The following is a 17,249-nucleotide window of genomic DNA, read 5'->3' on the forward strand; positions in this document are numbered from 1 at the left end:
CTTTCCTCCTAATAATATCTTTTACTATAGTCTCGCTGACCAAACAGGGATCGTCCAACGCGAACAATATTGGCGCCCTCTTCAATCGCTATTGTATAGTCATTTGTCATACCCATTGACAAATATTTCATATCTAATTCATTATACCCTTTTTTTGAAATCTTTTCTCGCAAATTTGATAATTCTCTAAAAATTTTTCGGATATAGTCCCTATCGTCGGTATGAGGAGCCATGGTCATGAGTCCTTGAATTGAAATATTGGGGTATTCTAAACACTTTTCTAGAAAAGCTTCAACTTCTTCCAGATAAAGTCCAGACTTGCTATCTTCTTTAGATACATTGACTTGGATTAAGCAAGGCATTTTTTGGTCAATGGCCTTGGCTCTTTTATTTATTTCCTTGGCCAGGCTCAGCCGGTCAAGAGAATGAATCAAGTCTACCTTATCTATAATATATTTAACCTTATTGCTTTGTAAAGACCCTATTAAGTGATATTCCAACTTGTCCGTTCGGTCTTTATAGGCATTGTACTTGGTCAAGAATTCTTGCACCCTATTTTCTCCAATGCAATACTCCCCATTGTCTAAAACAGCTTGAACAATGGATGGATCGTGATTTTTTGTGACGCATACCAGCTTGACTTCTTGCTGGTAGGGGCTTTTTTCTTTTGCTTTCTGTATGTTTTCCTGAACACGTTTAAACTGGTCTGAATAATTCATAAGTCACTACCTTCTAATTAATTAACTGTTTTTCTTGGACTGAAGCGGGATCTAGGACGATATTATCTTCATAGGTAATCGTCTGTACCTGTTTTTCTCCATTTTTTTCATCAAGAGTGATTTTATTTTTCATATCTCCCTTTTCCAAATAGGCCCAGTCGTCGTTTTGAGCAAGAATTTTTACTGGGACAAAGCGAACTAGGTTATGGATATCCTGAACATAGACCCCCGTCTTCTTCTTTTGTTCTACAATAGCCTTGGCTGGCACTGTGTAGGCATCTTCTTGTTTCAGGATAATTTCTGCATTTTGCTTGGCTTTTGTATAGTTTTCTTCAAAGCCCTCTTCCATGGAGATGATAATTACGCCTTCCTTGTCCTGACTTTCTTTGATTTCTTTTATAATCCCCTTAATGGCTTCTTTTTTATTAAGAACTAGGCTGACTTCCTGACCAGCTTCCAGGTCTTTTAATTTTGAATTATTGTGGACACTCACAGCTATATACCACTGGAGGTTGTCAATAATTCGAAAAATGGGCTTGCCTTTCTTAACCCTGACGCCAGATTGCTGGATGGGGTTAAAATGTAGTTGATCTAAGTAAGCTAGGCTAAACTTGTCAAAAGAGCCTTTGTAGTTCAGACTTTTCCCTGCCGGGAAGATATAGGAAATTACTCCTGGAACAGTGGAGATATATCTTGATCTGGTTTGGGATAGGGCCTTTGATAGGGCCTCTTTTTTTTCTTCTAAGGCTTCCAGAGGCTCATTCAATAGTTCACTTAATTCTGAAATATTCACATTATGAGGCGTAATCAAGTCTAAATTATTGATGTCAGAAACCATAGATTGAAAGTCATTGTCTTTAATCGAGGTTTGGATTTTCTCAATAGTCTTTTTTATTTCCGGAGTTTCTTGGTAGCTATCTTTCCCGGCCGCCTTTTTATTACTCTTATAGTCAATAGCTGCTTGGATACGGATTAAATCATCCTTTTGCGAGGAAAAGTCATCTTGAAAGTTAACTGTAGCAATTTCATAATCAACAGGGACCCTTTCTCCTTCCTGGGCTCCATAGACCACAATGCCATCATTTTTTGCATAAAATTGGCTTTGACTTAAAATAGTATATCCCTGTCCCCGAATTACATTTTTATAAGTCGTCATTTTTGGACGGGCAGTGGTTAATTTTTTATAACCAATTGTAAAAATGGGGCGAATCAAAAAAAACAAGACTAGGATGAAAAGCAGGAAAGCTAGGAACCCCTTTAGGGGTTTTCTTTTTGACCTTTTATTTTTTCTAACCACAATAGCACCTATAAGAAAAAGACTTCTTCAATTTCGTCTTTGGAATCTCTTGCCATTAAGATTTTAACTGCCTCTAAGGGGTTCTTTCCTTCATATAAGACCCCATACAACTTGTTGGTAATGGGCATGTCCACAGATAATTTTTTGGCCAAATCATAAGCAGACTTGGTGGTCTTAATCCCTTCAACAACCATGCCAACTTCATGACTGGCTTCTTCAACGCTTAAACCTTGACCAATCAAAATTCCGCATCTTCGATTCCTCGAGTGCATACTGGTACATGTTACAATCAAGTCCCCCATACCGGCCAAACCGTGAAAAGTTTGAGGGTTCCCTCCCATTTCAATGGCAAGCTTGCTAATTTCGTACATTCCTCGAGTCATGAGAGCAGCCTTGGTATTGTCGCCAAATTGAAGACCATCACTGATGCCTGCCGCCAAGGCGATAATATTTTTTAAAGCCCCACCTAATTCCACACCTACCAGGTCATGGTTTGTGTAGACTCGAAAATTCTTGGTTGAAAAGATATTTTGTATCTTATAAGCATAGGACATATCCTGACAAGCTACGGTTACACAGGTTGGAATATCTTTGGCTACTTCTTCCGCATGGGATGGACCCGATAGACAAACAAAAGGAAGGTCTCCTAAAATTTCCTTTGAAATTTCAGATACTCTCTTAAGGCTCTTGTTTTCAATTCCCTTGGCCAAATTTACTAGAATAGCATCTTCTTTTAAAGAATATTCTTTGATTTTGCCCAAGACTTCTCGGCAGGCTGATGTGGGCACTGCTAGGACAATCACTTCTGCTTCTTCAACACAAGCTAAATTAAGCGTATAGGATAAGTTTTGGGGTAGAGAAATACCCGGTAAATAATCAGGATTTTCCTTAGATTCTTGCAAAACTTTATATTGGTCTTTGGAATTGGTGTACATGACCAGGTCATGGCCCTTGTTTGCCAGGAGTCTTGCAATGGCCGTACCCCAACTTCCAGCACCGAGAACTGCTATTTTCATAATCATCCTCCAAGTTTCTTTTCTTCGCCGTGGAGCAACCTCTTAATATTTTCTTTATGGCGATATATTCCCAAAAGACAGGTTAAAAATAAAAAGACAAATTGGACATCATTGAAGAGTCCCTTGCCCAGGAAAAAATAAAGTACAGGCAGCAGACAATATAAAATAACCGACCACAAACTAATTAGACGAGTGGCTAAGGCTCCAATTCCCCAAATCAAAATACTAAGTATAGTGGGAAGAAAGCCAATTAACAAGCTAGAACCCATCGTTGTCGCAACCCCCTTGCCTCCTTTGAAGTGCATATAAAAGGGGAAATCATGACCTATAACGCAAAAAAACATGGAAAGATAGATATAGGATGGGCCGAAAGTATGCTTTACCAGGTAAATAGTTAAGACTCCCTTTAAAAAATCAATGAGAAAGGTTAAAAAACCAAACTTAATACCCATAACCCGGATGGCATTTGTCGTTCCTGCATTTCCACTTCCTTTTGTCCGGATATCCATATTAAAATGGTATTTCCCGATCAAAAAGGACCCAGAAATAGTTCCCATTAAGTAAGAAAATATTACCACAAATAGTGTTGCCATCTTAGTCGGAGTCCTTTCCTCTGGATTTATAATTAAAGGTCAAGGGGACTCCATCAAAAGAAAAGGACTTGCGAATTTGATTTTCTAAAAACCTACGGTAGGTAAAGTGAAATAATTCAGGGTCATTGACGTAAAAATTAAATTTAGGAGGCCTTGTGGAAACTTGAGATCCATAAAACAGCTTCCCTCTTCTTCCCTTGTCTGATGGCGGTTGATTCATCAATACCGCTTGATTTAAGAGGTCATTTAAGACCCCTGTAGGAATTCTCAAACTATAATTATTGTTGACAATATTAATAAGGTCTAAAAGTTGTGTAACTCTTTGGCCTGTTTTGGCAGAAATAAAAACAAGAGGGGCATAATTGGCAAAGGACAACTTTTCCCTAATTTCCTTTTCATAGGCCCGCATGGTATTTGTTTCTTTTTCAACAGCATCCCATTTGTTCACTGCAATAATCAAACCCTTATTTTGGTCATGGGCATAGCCCATAATTTTGGTGTCCTGTTCTGAAATGCCTTCTGTTGCATCTACCATCAAGACACAAATATGGGACCGATCAATGGCGGACAGGGTTCGAACAGCAGAATACCTTTCGATTTTCTCTTCAATCTTCTTCCTTTTCCTAAGACCTGCCGTGTCTACAAAGATGTAGTCTGTGTCCCTGTAAGTGAAATAGGAATCAATAGAATCCCTTGTCGTTCCCGGAATATTAGTTACAATATTTCTATTTTCTCCAAGAATATGATTAATCAAGGACGACTTCCCAACATTGGGCTTGCCTATAAAGCTGACACGAATTTTGGGGTCATCTTCATCGGGATCCACGATAGGAAAGTCTTCAATTACCTGGTCTAGGAGGTCCCCAATTCCTTGTCCTTGCTCTGCGCTGACAAAGACAGGTTCGCCAAAACCCAACTCATAAAAGTCATACATATTTTCTTTTGTTTTTTTAGAGTCTAGTTTATTAACAGCCAAGATCACTTTTTTATTGGTTTGTCTCAAGCGGTTTGCCAGGTCTCGATCCATGGCAGTAACTGATTCTACACCATCCACTAGAAAGATAATCACATTTGAAGTTTCCAGGGCAATATCGGCTTGAAGGCGGATATTTTTCATAAAGGTATCGTCGGATTTGACATCCAAGCCACCGGTATCTATTAAGATGAATTCCCGCCCCAACCAGGAAGCCCGTCCATAAATCCGGTCTCTAGTTACACCTGGGGTATCCTCTGTAATGGATATTCTTTGCCCCACAATTTTATTAAATAAAGAAGACTTCCCTACATTAGGCTTTCCTACTATACATACAATTTGATCACTCATTATCGATCACCTTTTCTAATTCATTTATAAATTTAAACCCATCCCATGGTCCTAGATAGATTTCTTGTTTTAACTGTTTTGATAAAGATTCATCTGTTTGGTCATCCAAAGTAATGAGCATATCTTCACGAAACATATTCCTGGGTAACATTATAGCATCTGCCTGGACCCCTTTCAATTGGTCCAAGACATCATAGCCGGTTAACAAGCCCGAAACATTTACAGACTGGCCAAAAAAGTTATTTTTCACCGGATAGACTTCTATGGATAAGTTTGAAATGGCCGATTCCAGCCAGGCCTTCACCTTTAGCATGGTTTCCTTGGACAGGGTGGAAGTTACAAAGGCTATTGTTACTTTTTTTCCGGAAATTTTCTTGTTGAGTTTGTTTTTGTGCTTTTGAATTCCTTGATAGACTTCTTCTAAAAAAGATCTTGTCATCCCAACGCCATTTTCTATTTGGGGGTAGCCCTCATAGGCTTCCTCACTGGGAAGAGGTCTTTTGGCCTTTAAATAAAATTCATCTGACAAGAAAAAAAGCCTTGTTCCAATGGTTTCCAAGCATTTTTTTTGCATCTTTTCAACTTGATCAATGACTTTTAAAAGTTCATTCTCTCTAAATTCCCTCAAGGAGAATAAATTTTTCCGATGCCTTGTAAGGCCTACAGGGACAATGGCAACAGATTGGAGGGTTGGGTAAAGATTATAGAGGTCCTCCATGGTCCTGTCCAACTCTTCCCCATCATTCATCTCCGGAATCAAAACAATTTGTCCATTTATTTCAAGATTGACTTCATGAAATCTTTTTAAGGTATCTAAAATCTTACCTGCTTCCCGATGTCCCAACATTCTCCTTCTGAGATTGGGATTTGTTGTGTGAATGGACACATTTACTGGGCTAATCCGGTATTGGATCATCCGGTTTATTTCATCTTGGGACATGTTTGTCAGAGTGATGAAGTTCCCTTGTAAAAAGGATAGGCGAGAATCGTCATCTTTAAAGTAGAGGGTTGACCTTAAGTTTTTGGGAAGTTGGTCGATAAAGCAAAATACACAATGGTTGGAGCAAGACTTGGCATGGTCGATTAAGGGGTTGGAAAAATCCAGACCCAGGTCTTCGTCATAGTCTTTCTCGATGTCAAAAATAATGGCTTCTCCAGATTTTTTCTCAATTTCCAGCTCAATCTGTTCATCGTGAATTAAAAATCTATAGTCAATAACATCCTTTATCTTTTGACCATTAATGGATATGAGTTGGTCTCCTTCTTCTAATCCAATTTCAGAGGCAATGGTATCTGGAAGAACTGTTTGAATTGTGTTTTGAAAATTATAGCTGTTTTTTATTTCCATTCATTGTCTCCTAAACTTTTTATTTATAGAGAGGGTGTTTTTGACACAAGTCTTTGACCATCTTTAGGGATTCTTGACAAGACAAGCGATCCTTTAAGAGGCCCGAGATAATTTGACCTACCACGGTAAAGTCTTCTTCATCAAATCCCCGACTTGTCATGGCTGCTGTTCCAATCCGGATACCACTGGTTACAAAGGGAGATTGGGTTTCGTTAGGAATGGTGTTTTTATTGACAGCCAGGCCACCCTTACCCAAGAGAGCTTCTGCATCTTTACCTGTAATTCCCAAAGAGGTTAAATTCATTAAGATTAAATGGTTGTCTGTTCCCTTAGTACAAAGGTCAATGCCATCATCCATGAGGCTTTTGGCCAGGGCCTTAGCATTTTTTATCACTTGTTCTTGGTAGTCCTTAAAGGATGGATCTAAGGCCTCTTTAAAACTAACAGCCTTGGCAGCAATAATATGCATCAAGGGCCCTCCTTGAAGACCTGGAAAAACCGCCTTGTCAATGGCCTTGGCAAATTCTTCCTTGCACAGGATAGCCCCACCTCTTGGCCCTCTCAAGGTCTTGTGAGTGGTTGTTGTTACAACATCTGCATAGGGAACGGGGCTCATGTGGTGCCCCGTAGCAACAAGGCCTGCAATATGGGCCATGTCAACCATTAAAAGAGCACCTGTTTCATGGGCAATTTCGCCAAATTTTTCAAAATCAATTTTTCGTGGATAAGCAGAAGCTCCAGCTACGATTAATTTTGGCTTATGCTTTTTAGCTGCGGCATAAACTTGGTCGTAGTCAATTCTTTCTGTTTTTTCATCTACCCCGTAGTCAACAAAGTTAAAATATTTCCCGGAGATATTTACAGGACTTCCATGGGTTAAGTGACCTCCGTGAGATAGGTTCATGCCCAAAACAGTATCTCCCGGATTTAACAGGGCCACATAAACAGCCAAGTTTGCATTTGCTCCAGAATGGGGTTGGACGTTGACGTGGTCTGCTTGGTAGAGTTTTTTCAACCGATCTCGAGCCAATTCCTCTGCCAGATCAACTACCTCGCAGCCCCCATAGTATCTTTTACCGGGGTAACCTTCTGCATATTTATTCGTTAAGGCACTTCCCATAGCTTCTAAAACGGCCTTGGATACAAAATTTTCAGATGCAATTAATTCAATATGGTTTTCTTGTCGGTCAACTTCTTTTTGAATAATTTCATATATTTCCTTGTCTACCAATTGTAAATTTTGGGTATTCATGCTTAATCCTCTCTTCCATTAATATGTATCATTGATGTATTTAGAAATTAGTGAAGGGCGTTTATTGATATCAAATAGGCCCTTGTCGCATAAAATCTTGCGTATCTTTGGAGACATTGAGTGAAAAATAGCTTCCTTCTGTCTAAGCGCAACAATTTCAAAGAGTTTATTATCCAGCCTCTTAGAATCCGTCCTTATGGGATAGGCCTGAATAAATTCATAATTTAAAAGTTCTAAAATCCGGCAGACAACACCATCTTTTTTTTCATAAAAAGAATTCCCTAAAGAGGAATAATGGTTGTAGGACCTTTTGTTTTTCTTATTTTTTTTGCATTGGCCAGCAAGCATGGAGTAGTGCTTGGCCATGCAATTATAATATTGGTAATTAAAAAGCGCTTTTTCAAAACTGTCGACCCTTACATAGGGACCACTCATTTGATGGGCCAGTTGAAAGTTATTAAGGATGAATTCTCGTTTTGACATTTCGCCCCTGGTATAGTCTGCAATTAACTTAGACCTTCTCTTATAAAATTTTAAGGCCTGTCTATTCTCTGTATCCATAGTTTCCCCAATTAATAAATTGTTAAAAGTATCGGCACAATCATACTTAAGGCAATTAACACTGCCAAAATACGAACAATTAACTTATGGTTGCTCATCATCCACCCCCCCTGCATATAAAACCGAAAGACCGGGATAACCCGGTCTTGATTAATCTTCTAAAGTTACCTCTTCAGAACATGCTTGTAATTTTTCAGGCAGGTCTTTTGTCAAGCAATCCACGTTAATGAATATTCGTCTTTCTTTAATCTCTTCGATGGAAGAAAGTTTGTCATAAAGTGTTTCAAGATTGTCCTTGTTTAAGTCAATAATCTTATAGACGCTATCAATATAAATTTTTTCCAAGTCAAAGTCCATTGCCATTAAACCACATATAAACCCACAAAGGGAGTCAATATTGGTTAACTTATAGTCTTGGGCGTTAATTAAGCGAATTTGATAGTCAAGGCTGAAGATGTGGTCATCATCAACATCTACAAAAGCAATGTTTCCATTGCCAGACTTTAAGTCTTCATTTGCATTATCAATGAGCCATTTTGTTTTTCCTGATCCTTTTGCACCTACAATAAATTTTATCATGGTTATCCTTCCTTTCAATCCATTCTATCTAATAGAACTTCCCTGTTCTATAGATTGCATATTCATTTGATCGATAATTTCATCTCGAATCTTCCACCAAGATTCTCCAAAATTACAAAAGCGACTTGCTTCCTTTGGAGCCCGACCAATAATCCTTTGGACAACAATATTCGGGTCCAAATGAGACAAAAATAGAATCACCCTCTTTTGAAAGGTCTCCTTGTTTAAAAGGGCAACCTCCCCGTTTAAAAGCATTTTTTCCAAAGTAGTATTTTTTAGTACATAAAGTGAATGCAACTTCACCTCATCTACTTGCAAGGCATTTAAGATTTTAGCAGCCTCGATAATATCCAATTCATCATCCCAAGGCAAGTCCATAATTAAATGAACCCCTATGCGAAAGGGATACTTTTTCAATCTTAGAACTCCTTCAATGAAATCAGATAGGTAGTGGCCTCGGTTGAGGATTTTTAAGGTGTGGTTATTTACACTTTGTAGGCCCAGTTCAAAACAAACGTCCAAGCCTTGACAAGTCTCTTCAGTTGCCAACAAATACTCCTCCCCTAAAAAGTCGGGACGGGTGGATATATTGACTCCAACAATATTTTCCAGACGACAATCGGCTAAAGCTCTCTGGTAAGAAGCTAAGGGTTGGTAGGTATTTGTAAAATTTTGAAAATAGGCGATAAACTTATTAGCATGATACTTCTTGCCAATGTAAGCCATATTTGTAAGAAGCTGGTCCCGGACACTTAATTGCTCTAGGTTTTCAAAGGACCCACCTTCTTCCCCGCAAAAGATACAGCCCCCATAGGCGCAAGTTCCATCTCTATTGGGACAAGTCAAATTTAGCTTAACTGGTAACTTATAAACCTTTTGACCATACTTTTCTTTTAGGTAGTCACTATATTGTCTATAGGGTACCTTATTCTTCTTCAATTGGGAATTGTCTTTCAAACTCATCCGCTACTGAATCAAAGTCCTCTTCGTCAATTAATCTCAGGTCAATTTCGTCATCATCTAATTCCTCATATTCATATAAAAGAAGACCTTCTTCTTCCTCCATATCATCTTCAGGAACCAAAGCGATGTAAGATTTTCCGTTAAAATCAAAGGTTGCATAAACAATGCAATCTAGACTTTCCCCATCTTCTAAATCTAAATGAATAACAGGATATTCTTCTTCATGGTGGTTGTGGCCACCACAGCATTCATGGTTATGATCGTGGTCATGGTCATGGTGACAGTTTTCGTGATTTGCCATAAAATTCTCCTTTAAATATACTAAATTTGTTTGAAATTAGATAGCTCCTATAACTATCTCTTATTTTTATTATACTAAAAATAGAGCAAATTATATAGCTATTTCAGTAAAATATTCAGGGGATTAATAATAAGTTACTGTGTATTCTTTTTTCAGGTCTTCGATTTTGTTCAAATAAGCCTCTTTTTGCTTTAACCTCAAGGCCTCTTGCATGCAAAGATCTTTCACTTCATCGAATTCTTTTTGACGACCGTCTTTACGGTCATGTAATTGAATGATATGGTAGCCAAATTCAGTTTTAATTGGCTCAGAAATGGTCCCAACTTCCATGGAAAAGACCGCTTCATCAAAAGGTTTCACCATTTGACCCGGTCTAAAAGTGCCTAAATTCCCACCATTTTCCTTAGAAGGACAAGTTGAATATTCTTTGGCCAATTTTTCAAAGTTTTCTCCCTTATCCAAGGCCGCCTTAATTTCCTTAGCCTTTTCTTCTGTTTCCACTAGAATATGGCTAGCTGTAGCCGAAGCATCTTGATTGAATAGTTTTTTATTCTTCTCATAATAATCCCTTGCTTCTTCTTCGGTTACATGAATCCCTTCTAATACTTTTGAAAAAGAATAGGATTTCAATAAATTGTCCTTTGTAAGTTCAAGGGCGTCCTTGAATTCTTTTTCTTCTTCATAGTTGTGTTTTTTTGCATCTAAAAGCAAGAGTTCTTGGTGGACGAGTTCCCCAATAACATTTGCAATTCCATCTGTATTTTTAAACTGTTGAACCAGGTTAGAGTCCATCCGTTTTATAAATTCCACTACTTGGTCTTCATAAATACAAGCATCTTCTACCTTAGCCAATAATTTTCTTTCTTCAGCCATAGAACCTCCTTAAATAAAAACCTCTTAGAATAGTCTAAGAGGCAAGTATTACAAAATTTCGATATTTTCAGCTTGAAGGCCTTTTTCGCTATCAACAACATCAAAGCGAACACTTTGTCCTTCTTCTAAGGTTTTGAATCCTTCTTTTTGAATTTGACTAAAGTGGGCAAACACATCTGTTCCCTCTTCTGTTGTAATAAATCCAAAACCCTTTTCAGCGTTAAACCATTTAACAGTTCCGTTCATTTGATTCCTCCAAATTTTATTTCCTAAATGTTAAAATTTGAAGTGCTTCAAAAATAACTGTCAAATTTCATTGATTTAGGCTATTCATATCATAACATGGATAAAACATTTTCACAAGTTGATTTTGAGAATTTATCAGGACTTGGCCCGGAGAGAATCCCCTAATTTTAGCCTAAAATTTACAATCATTGTTGAATATGATATAATTTTATGTCTAGAGATAAAAATCATTATAAAGCGCCAGAACCAAATGGTTGACGAGGGATGGAGTGATCGAAAATTCGGCGGATGCTCCAAGGGTATCACAGCCCCAGCACTTAACAAAACTTTTACAGACAAAAATAGTGCAGTGAGTCTCTAAATAATTATTTTGGAGGTAGCCTATGTGTGGTATAGTAGGATACTGCGGCCTTGAAAATGCAGAAGAAAGAATCATCCAAGGCCTAGAAAAACTGGAATATCGTGGATACGATTCTGCAGGAATTTCTGTCATTAATTCAAATAAAGAGATAACGACCGTTAAGCGAGTTGGGAAATTAAAGGCTTTAAAAGAAGCCCTAAAGGATATTCCTCTAGATGGGAAAGTTGGTGTAGGTCATACTCGTTGGGCAACCCATGGTGTACCCAGCAATGTCAATAGCCATCCCCAATTGAGCCAAAACGGCAAGTTTGCTGTTGTTCATAATGGAATTATCGAGAACTTTTTAGACTTGAAAAAGAAATTACAAGATCAAGGATACCAATTTAAATCCGATACGGATACAGAGGTCATTTCTAACCTATTTGAATTTTATCAAGAAGATGACTTCTTGGCAACGGCTTTAAAGGTATCAAGGGCTCTTGAAGGGGCCTATGCTATTGGTGTTATTTGCCAAGACCACCCCGACCAACTCATTGCGATTCGTCATGAAAGTCCTTTGGTTATTGGAGTTGAAAATAACGGATATATTATTGCATCCGATATTCCAGCCCTTTTAAATTACACCCGTGAGGTCATTAGTTTAAAAAATGGAGAACTTGCCTTAGTGGAAAAAGACTCCATCCACTTCTATGACTTTGAGGGCCATACCCTTAAAAAAGAAACAGAACATATAGACATAGATATTGAGGCTGCAAGCAAGGATGGCTATGACCATTTCATGCTTAAAGAAATCTATGAGCAACCCGATGTGATAAAAAAATCTTTGGATAATAAATTTCCCCATGGCAAGTTGAACCTTACGGACCAAAGCTTCAGCAAGGAAGAACTTTTATCTATAGAAACCATCTACTTTACCGCTTGTGGTACAGCCTACCATGCAGCTGAAGTAGGTATGCGGGCTATGGAAAAATTACTTCACAAAAAGTGTCAAAGTGAAATTGCATCTGAATTAAAGTACTACCAACCCTTCATTGATGAAAAGACTCTGCTAATTGTTGTTTCTCAATCCGGTGAAACGGGTGATACCTTGGCTGCCATGAGAGAAGCCAAGGAAAAAGGAGCAAAAATCTTAGCAGTTACAAATGTAGTAGGGTCCTCTATTGCCCGAGAAGCGGACAAGGTTATCTACTGCAATGCCGGACCAGAAATTAGTGTTGCCTCTACCAAGGCCTATACGACCCAATTAATCTCCCTTTATGCCTTGGCCATTGATTTTGCACAAAAACTCAACTGTATCTCCGACCAAGACGTGGAAAAATATATCAAAGAGCTCTATACTCTTCCCTCCAAGGTCCAAGAACTTCTAGACCATAGGGAAAAATATAAAGACCTTGCCGAAAAAATAAAGGGAGCAAAAAGTATCTTTTATTTAGGCAGAGGAATTGACTATTTAAGTGCCAAGGAGGGGGCTTTAAAGTTAAAGGAAATTTCCTATATCAATGCTGTTGCCTTCCAATCTGGTGAATTAAAACATGGATCCATTGCTCTTTTGGAAGATGGCCTGCCGGTAGTTTGTATTATTAGCCAAGAAAACCTAGTGGACAAGTCCATTTCAAACGTAAAAGAAGTCAAGGCTCGTGGAGCCTATGCCTTGGCCATTGCTCAAAAAAACTTTAAAAATGTCCAAGAGGTTAGTGACGACACTATTTTTATCCCTGAGACCTTGGATATCTTTACTCCCGTTTTATCTGTCCTTCCCCAACAACTTCTGGCCTATGAAACCAGTCTAGCCTTGGGTAATGACGTCGACAAACCAAGAAACCTAGCAAAATCTGTTACGGTAGAATAAAAATGTATAAAAAAATGTCTTAGAAAATCAGGATTCTAAGACATTTTTTTATACATTTATTTAAGATTTACAATCCCATAAGCAACAATTAAAGCTTCTTCCCTAGAGGATGTTTTTTGGGGTAAAAATTGACCCTTATATCCCTTGATGAGACCTAGGGATTCCACCTTGTAAACACCTTCTTTAGCCCAAGAAGAAATGGATTCATCATCTTTGAACTTTTCTTGGGGCTCTTGAGCTTCTTTTCCTAAAGTTTGACATAACTTGGCCACCATTGTAGCCATTTCTTCCCGAGTAATCTTTCCCTTGGGATTAAAACGATTGTCACCAACACCTTGGATAAAGCCTAATTCTTTAGCCTTTAAGATATAGGATTGCTTTGCATCCGAAAATCCATTACTACTTAAACTGGCAACCTTACCGGCTTTTTTTTCATAGGCTAAGACTAAAGCATTGGCGAATTCTTCCCGACTAATGGGTGCCTTGAGGTCACTTTTCACGCTATTGGGTACCAGGCCTAATTTATTGGCCTTATTTAAATTTTCCAAAGCCCAAGAGCTTACATTTTGTAAGTTGGGCCTCAGTCCTACACTTACATAGGATGAAAAATCCGATTGGTCTTTTCCCAACCGGTAACGGACCCTAAAGGAGTAGTTGGATAAGAATACATTGAATTCCTTAACTGTGGCAAAGCTATTTTCATCCAAGATAATTTGGCTTTTAGCTCCCTTTTCCAAGGGAATTTGCACCAAGGGTTTTTTAGCTTCCGAGTGCCAAGAATCTCCATTATTCTTTAAGTCAATTTCTGCCACAATGGGAAGTCCCTTGTTTATCTTGTCCTGAATTGACTTGGGATTGGACCAGGATAGGGTAAAGTGACTATATTCTTCCATTTCATTCTTTTGTATGAATATGTTTAAATGCGTTGGCTTTTCATAGGCCCCTTTAGCATAACTAGTCATGGGGATACAAATTAAAATACACAAAAATAAAATAAGTATTTTGCTTAACTTTTTCAAAATATCAACCTCCTTGACTATTGTAGCAGATATTTGGGAAAAGTATCATTTTGTTACTTATTTGTAATTAATTTGTAAGATTTGAGTAAAGCCGCCTTCTACCCTTAGGCTACTTAGGCTAGCATTCTCTATAAAAAAATTAAAATAGCTTTCTCTCTTTCCTACTGCCAAGGCTAAAAAGGCCCGAATAACTCCTTCATGAGTGACTGCAACAACATCATGATCCTTCTGGATCCAAGAATGCAATAAGCCTTCTACACGGTCTAATAGTTGCTTGATACTTTCCCCTTGAGGCGGACCATTGTCAAAAGGGTTTTCCAGCCAAGTTTTTACTTCCTGAGGATAGGAGTCCTGACTTTGAGAAAAAGTAAGCCCTTCTAGGGCCCCATAGGAAATTTCCAAAAGTCGATATTCAATTTTTCCGGGTCTGGAAAAAATTCCCTCTGCTGTTTGAATTGCTCTTTTAGCCGGGCTAACATACAGGTCTCCTTGGGGAGGTTTTTGAGCTAAAAACTTTAAACTTTCTTGGCCCAAACTGGTTAATGGAGTATCTATACTTGCATAGACCCCCTCTACATTTGCCTGGCTTTGGCCATGCCTTATTAAAGATATTTTCATCTTAAATCAACCCCAATACCAGCAAAGCAAATGCTTCTGCTAATTCTACATTGGCTCCATAGATGTCCCCGGTAACTCCCTGGATTTTTTTTAAGGAAACAAGAGAGGTTAAGCCCACAACAAGAAGTTGGATAAGCAAAACGAAAATCAACTTCTTATCTGTTAAAACCAAATAAACTAGGAATAAAATCCCTGAGACAAGGATATAGGGAAGAGGTTTTGTTTTTTGGAACATTTCCCCCATTCCCCCGGGCCGAGCAGATGGAAAAGTCCCGACAACTAGAGCATTAGCCAGCCTGGCGCCTGCTAGAATACCAGGTAATGAATATAGGGTCAGTTGAACCTTACTAAGTAAAACATATTTTGCTAATAAAACCAGAATCAGAGAGATAACACCAAAAGCCCCCACCCTGGAGTCTTTCATAATTTCTAAAATTCTGTCCCTGTCTCTATTTGAAAAAAATCCATCTGCCGTATCGCTTAAGCCATCTAAATGCATGCCCCCAGTAAAAGAAATCCAGAGAACTAAAATGACCAAACCTGAAATGTCCTGGTTAGGAATGACCTTTAAGGGAATGGTTAAGAGGTAACCCAAGAGCAGACCAACCCATGGAAAGAAAAATAAACTATGGCGTAAATTTTTATCCGAAAAATCTACCTGGATTGGAATATAAAAGCGGGTTAAAAATTGTAAAGCCAGTATAAATGCCTTCATCCCTTAATCAGAACTCCTTGTCCACAAATTACGATATAGGCCCTATCTGCCAGTTCAGCTGCATATTGGTTAATCCGTCCCTGGATATCCCGGAAAACTCTAGATAGGTGGTTTTCTGGAACAATGCTATATCCCACCTCATTGGTTACCATAATCAAATGACTGGAAGTTTTACGGACATCTTGACAGAGGGCAAAAATTTCCGCCTTAATCTTTTTTTCAATCTCTTCTTGCATTTCAGGGCTGATATGATCTCCATCCTTTAAAATGTCAAAGGTGTGGTTTGTCGTAAGCAAGGTTAGACAGTCCAATAGGTAATAGGAAGCCTTGTAGGGGCAGTCTCTTAATTTTAAGGGACTTTCCCAGGTATTCCACTCTTGTGGCCGTCTAAGTTTATGTTGCCTAACCCGCTCTTTCATTTCATCATCATAGACCTGGGAAGTGGCAATGTAGGTAACATTACTTTTCCCTTCTAGTAAATTTTCCGCAAAAGAGGACTTTCCGCTCCGGGCCCCGCCGGTAATAAGAGTAATCATTCCTTAACTCCATCTCTAATATTAACTAAAAGGGTGTTTTCAATAGCATTTGAATCAAAGGTCCCCATGTTCTTCATGGCATAGAGGGCATGGTCAAAAATTGTAAAGGTAAAGGGACACCCCGACCCTTCTCCCAACCGCATATGAAGGGAGACAAGGGCTTCTTTCCCTAAAAGATCCAAAGACCTAGCCATGGCTTTTTCCATAGATAGGTGGGATGCAAAGAAAAACTCTTTGGCCCCAGGGGCAATATGGTCGGCGCAGAGAGCCGCTACAACGCTGATAATTCCATCAATAACCACCGGCACACCATGCCTTGCTCCAGCCAGGAAAACTCCTACTAGGCCACAAATATCCAGACCTCCAACGCAAGAAAGAATGGTAAAAACATCTTGATTGTATAAGTCATATTTTTCAATGGCCCTTTTTATGACATTTACCTTGTTAACCAGTTGCTGGTTGGTAATTCCTCCTCCAAGTCCTACGCAATCTTCCACTTTATACTTGGATAAGGCCGCTAGAACAGCAGAAGATGTCGTCGTATTGGCAATGCCAAGTTCTCCGGTGCCCAAGATCTTATAACCCTTTTGAATGTAATCTTCTGCAACATCAATCCCTGCTTGAATGGCCTTATAAACATCTTCCATAGGAATTGCTGGTTCCTTCATAAAGTTTTTCGTGCCCTGACTTACCAGTTTTTGAATAACATTGTCTTCGTAGGGTCCTTGATTGATAATCCCAATATTAACAACAGCCACATCACTGCCTTGACATTTACACAAGGCCGCCACGCCAGTTTCTCCCCTGGCCATAGCGTTGGTCAACATATGGGTAAAGACTTGCGGGGAAGAGCTGACATCCTCTTCGTAAATTCCATTATCGGAAGCCATGACAATAACCACTTTTTTGTCCAAATTATTGGTGGGGTTTCCGGTTATTTTAGCTAGTTGGATGGTCATTTCTTCCAAGCTACCTAGACTACCTATGGGATGGGTCCTGGAATCCCAAATTTCTCTAGCTTTTTTGCCAGCTTCTTCATCAAGAGGATGTAGCGGAAAATTTTCGAATTGATTCAAAAT

At 38.8% G+C, this 17,249-nt stretch carries 19 protein-coding genes; 1 reads left to right on the plus strand and 18 read right to left on the minus strand.

Annotated elements, in window-relative coordinates; all coding sequences use genetic code 11:
• Positions 1 to 8 precede the first annotated feature (8 nt).
• From BQ7400_RS01910 to BQ7400_RS01970, 13 genes are all read right to left on the minus strand, one after another.
• Entirely contained in the window at positions 9 to 719 is a 711-nt protein-coding gene (locus BQ7400_RS01910) for a YggS family pyridoxal phosphate-dependent enzyme (RefSeq protein WP_072469275.1), read from the minus strand.
• A gap of 13 nt (positions 720 to 732) precedes the next feature.
• On the minus strand, positions 733 to 1,875 hold the full coding sequence (locus BQ7400_RS01915) for a biotin/lipoyl attachment domain-containing protein (RefSeq protein ID WP_144019915.1): 1,143 nt from the start codon (positions 1,873 to 1,875) through the stop codon (positions 733 to 735).
• A 149-nt stretch (positions 1,876 to 2,024) separates the two neighbouring features.
• On the minus strand, positions 2,025 to 3,032 hold the full coding sequence (locus tag BQ7400_RS01920; protein ID WP_034439729.1) for an NAD(P)H-dependent glycerol-3-phosphate dehydrogenase: 1,008 nt from the start codon (positions 3,030 to 3,032) through the stop codon (positions 2,025 to 2,027).
• 2 nt (positions 3,033 to 3,034) lie between these two features.
• Positions 3,035 to 3,625, minus strand: coding sequence for a glycerol-3-phosphate 1-O-acyltransferase PlsY (gene plsY, locus BQ7400_RS01925; protein WP_072469277.1), 591 nt, complete (start codon positions 3,623 to 3,625; stop codon positions 3,035 to 3,037).
• 1 nt (position 3,626) lies between these two features.
• Positions 3,627 to 4,949: a ribosome biogenesis GTPase Der gene (gene der, locus BQ7400_RS01930; protein ID WP_072469278.1), complete on the minus strand. Its 1,323-nt coding sequence runs from the start codon at positions 4,947 to 4,949 to the stop codon at positions 3,627 to 3,629.
• Positions 4,942 to 6,297 carry a DUF512 domain-containing protein gene (locus BQ7400_RS01935; RefSeq protein WP_072469279.1) on the minus strand — a complete coding sequence of 452 codons (1,356 nt, stop codon included), beginning with the start codon at positions 6,295 to 6,297 and terminating at the stop codon, positions 4,942 to 4,944. Before BQ7400_RS01935 ends, der begins: the two co-directional genes overlap by 8 nt.
• A gap of 19 nt (positions 6,298 to 6,316) precedes the next feature.
• Positions 6,317 to 7,549 carry a serine hydroxymethyltransferase gene (locus BQ7400_RS01940; protein WP_072469280.1) on the minus strand — a complete coding sequence of 411 codons (1,233 nt, stop codon included), beginning with the start codon at positions 7,547 to 7,549 and terminating at the stop codon, positions 6,317 to 6,319.
• Between the two features lie 18 nt (positions 7,550 to 7,567).
• Positions 7,568 to 8,110: a DUF6648 family protein gene (locus tag BQ7400_RS01945; RefSeq protein WP_072469281.1), complete on the minus strand. Its 543-nt coding sequence runs from the start codon at positions 8,108 to 8,110 to the stop codon at positions 7,568 to 7,570.
• Positions 8,111 to 8,260: 150 nt separating this feature from the next.
• Positions 8,261 to 8,689 (minus strand): hypothetical protein, encoded by a 429-nt coding sequence (locus BQ7400_RS01950; protein ID WP_034439741.1) that lies wholly within the window; start codon positions 8,687 to 8,689, stop codon positions 8,261 to 8,263.
• 24 nt (positions 8,690 to 8,713) lie between these two features.
• Entirely contained in the window at positions 8,714 to 9,652 is a 939-nt protein-coding gene (gene mnmL, locus BQ7400_RS01955; protein ID WP_052099227.1) for a tRNA modification radical SAM protein MnmL/YtqA, read from the minus strand.
• Positions 9,615 to 9,953 (minus strand): DUF1292 domain-containing protein, encoded by a 339-nt coding sequence (locus tag BQ7400_RS01960; RefSeq protein WP_083553235.1) that lies wholly within the window; start codon positions 9,951 to 9,953, stop codon positions 9,615 to 9,617. The genes mnmL and BQ7400_RS01960 overlap by 38 nt, the downstream gene beginning before the upstream one ends.
• A 123-nt stretch (positions 9,954 to 10,076) precedes the next feature.
• Positions 10,077 to 10,826 carry a peptidylprolyl isomerase gene (locus BQ7400_RS01965; protein WP_034439747.1) on the minus strand — a complete coding sequence of 250 codons (750 nt, stop codon included), beginning with the start codon at positions 10,824 to 10,826 and terminating at the stop codon, positions 10,077 to 10,079.
• A 48-nt stretch (positions 10,827 to 10,874) separates the two neighbouring features.
• A complete protein-coding gene (locus BQ7400_RS01970; protein ID WP_009430319.1) occupies positions 10,875 to 11,072 on the minus strand; it encodes a cold-shock protein in 198 nt (65 codons plus the stop codon).
• 383 nt (positions 11,073 to 11,455) lie between these two features.
• Here BQ7400_RS01970 and glmS point away from each other — a divergent pair, with 383 nt between their 5' ends.
• Complete coding sequence (glmS, locus tag BQ7400_RS01975) at positions 11,456 to 13,282, plus strand: glutamine--fructose-6-phosphate transaminase (isomerizing) (RefSeq protein ID WP_034439750.1); 1,827 nt, start codon at positions 11,456 to 11,458, stop codon at positions 13,280 to 13,282.
• A 56-nt stretch (positions 13,283 to 13,338) separates the two neighbouring features.
• On the opposite strand, the gene BQ7400_RS01980 is transcribed toward glmS, so the two are convergent.
• The 5 genes from BQ7400_RS01980 to cobT are packed head-to-tail and all read right to left on the minus strand — an operon-like array spanning position 13,339 to position 17,246.
• Entirely contained in the window at positions 13,339 to 14,301 is a 963-nt protein-coding gene (locus BQ7400_RS01980; RefSeq protein ID WP_072469282.1) for an S-layer homology domain-containing protein, read from the minus strand.
• A 57-nt stretch (positions 14,302 to 14,358) separates the two neighbouring features.
• Entirely contained in the window at positions 14,359 to 14,919 is a 561-nt protein-coding gene (locus tag BQ7400_RS01985; RefSeq protein ID WP_072469283.1) for a histidine phosphatase family protein, read from the minus strand.
• A gap of 1 nt (position 14,920) precedes the next feature.
• Positions 14,921 to 15,634 (minus strand): adenosylcobinamide-GDP ribazoletransferase, encoded by a 714-nt coding sequence (gene cobS / locus BQ7400_RS01990; RefSeq protein WP_072469284.1) that lies wholly within the window; start codon positions 15,632 to 15,634, stop codon positions 14,921 to 14,923.
• The gene (gene cobU / locus BQ7400_RS01995; RefSeq protein ID WP_072469285.1) at positions 15,631 to 16,170 is read right to left on the minus strand and encodes a bifunctional adenosylcobinamide kinase/adenosylcobinamide-phosphate guanylyltransferase; all 540 of its coding nucleotides are present in this window, start codon (positions 16,168 to 16,170) and stop codon (positions 15,631 to 15,633) included. Before cobU ends, cobS begins: the two co-directional genes overlap by 4 nt.
• Positions 16,167 to 17,246, minus strand: coding sequence for a nicotinate-nucleotide--dimethylbenzimidazole phosphoribosyltransferase (gene cobT, locus BQ7400_RS02000; RefSeq protein WP_180371937.1), 1,080 nt, complete (start codon positions 17,244 to 17,246; stop codon positions 16,167 to 16,169). The genes cobU and cobT overlap by 4 nt, the downstream gene beginning before the upstream one ends.
• Positions 17,247 to 17,249 lie beyond the last annotated feature (3 nt).

It is taken from the genome of Urinicoccus massiliensis (genome assembly GCF_900120405.1).
GTDB classification, from domain to species: domain Bacteria; phylum Bacillota; class Clostridia; order Tissierellales; family Peptoniphilaceae; genus Urinicoccus; species Urinicoccus massiliensis.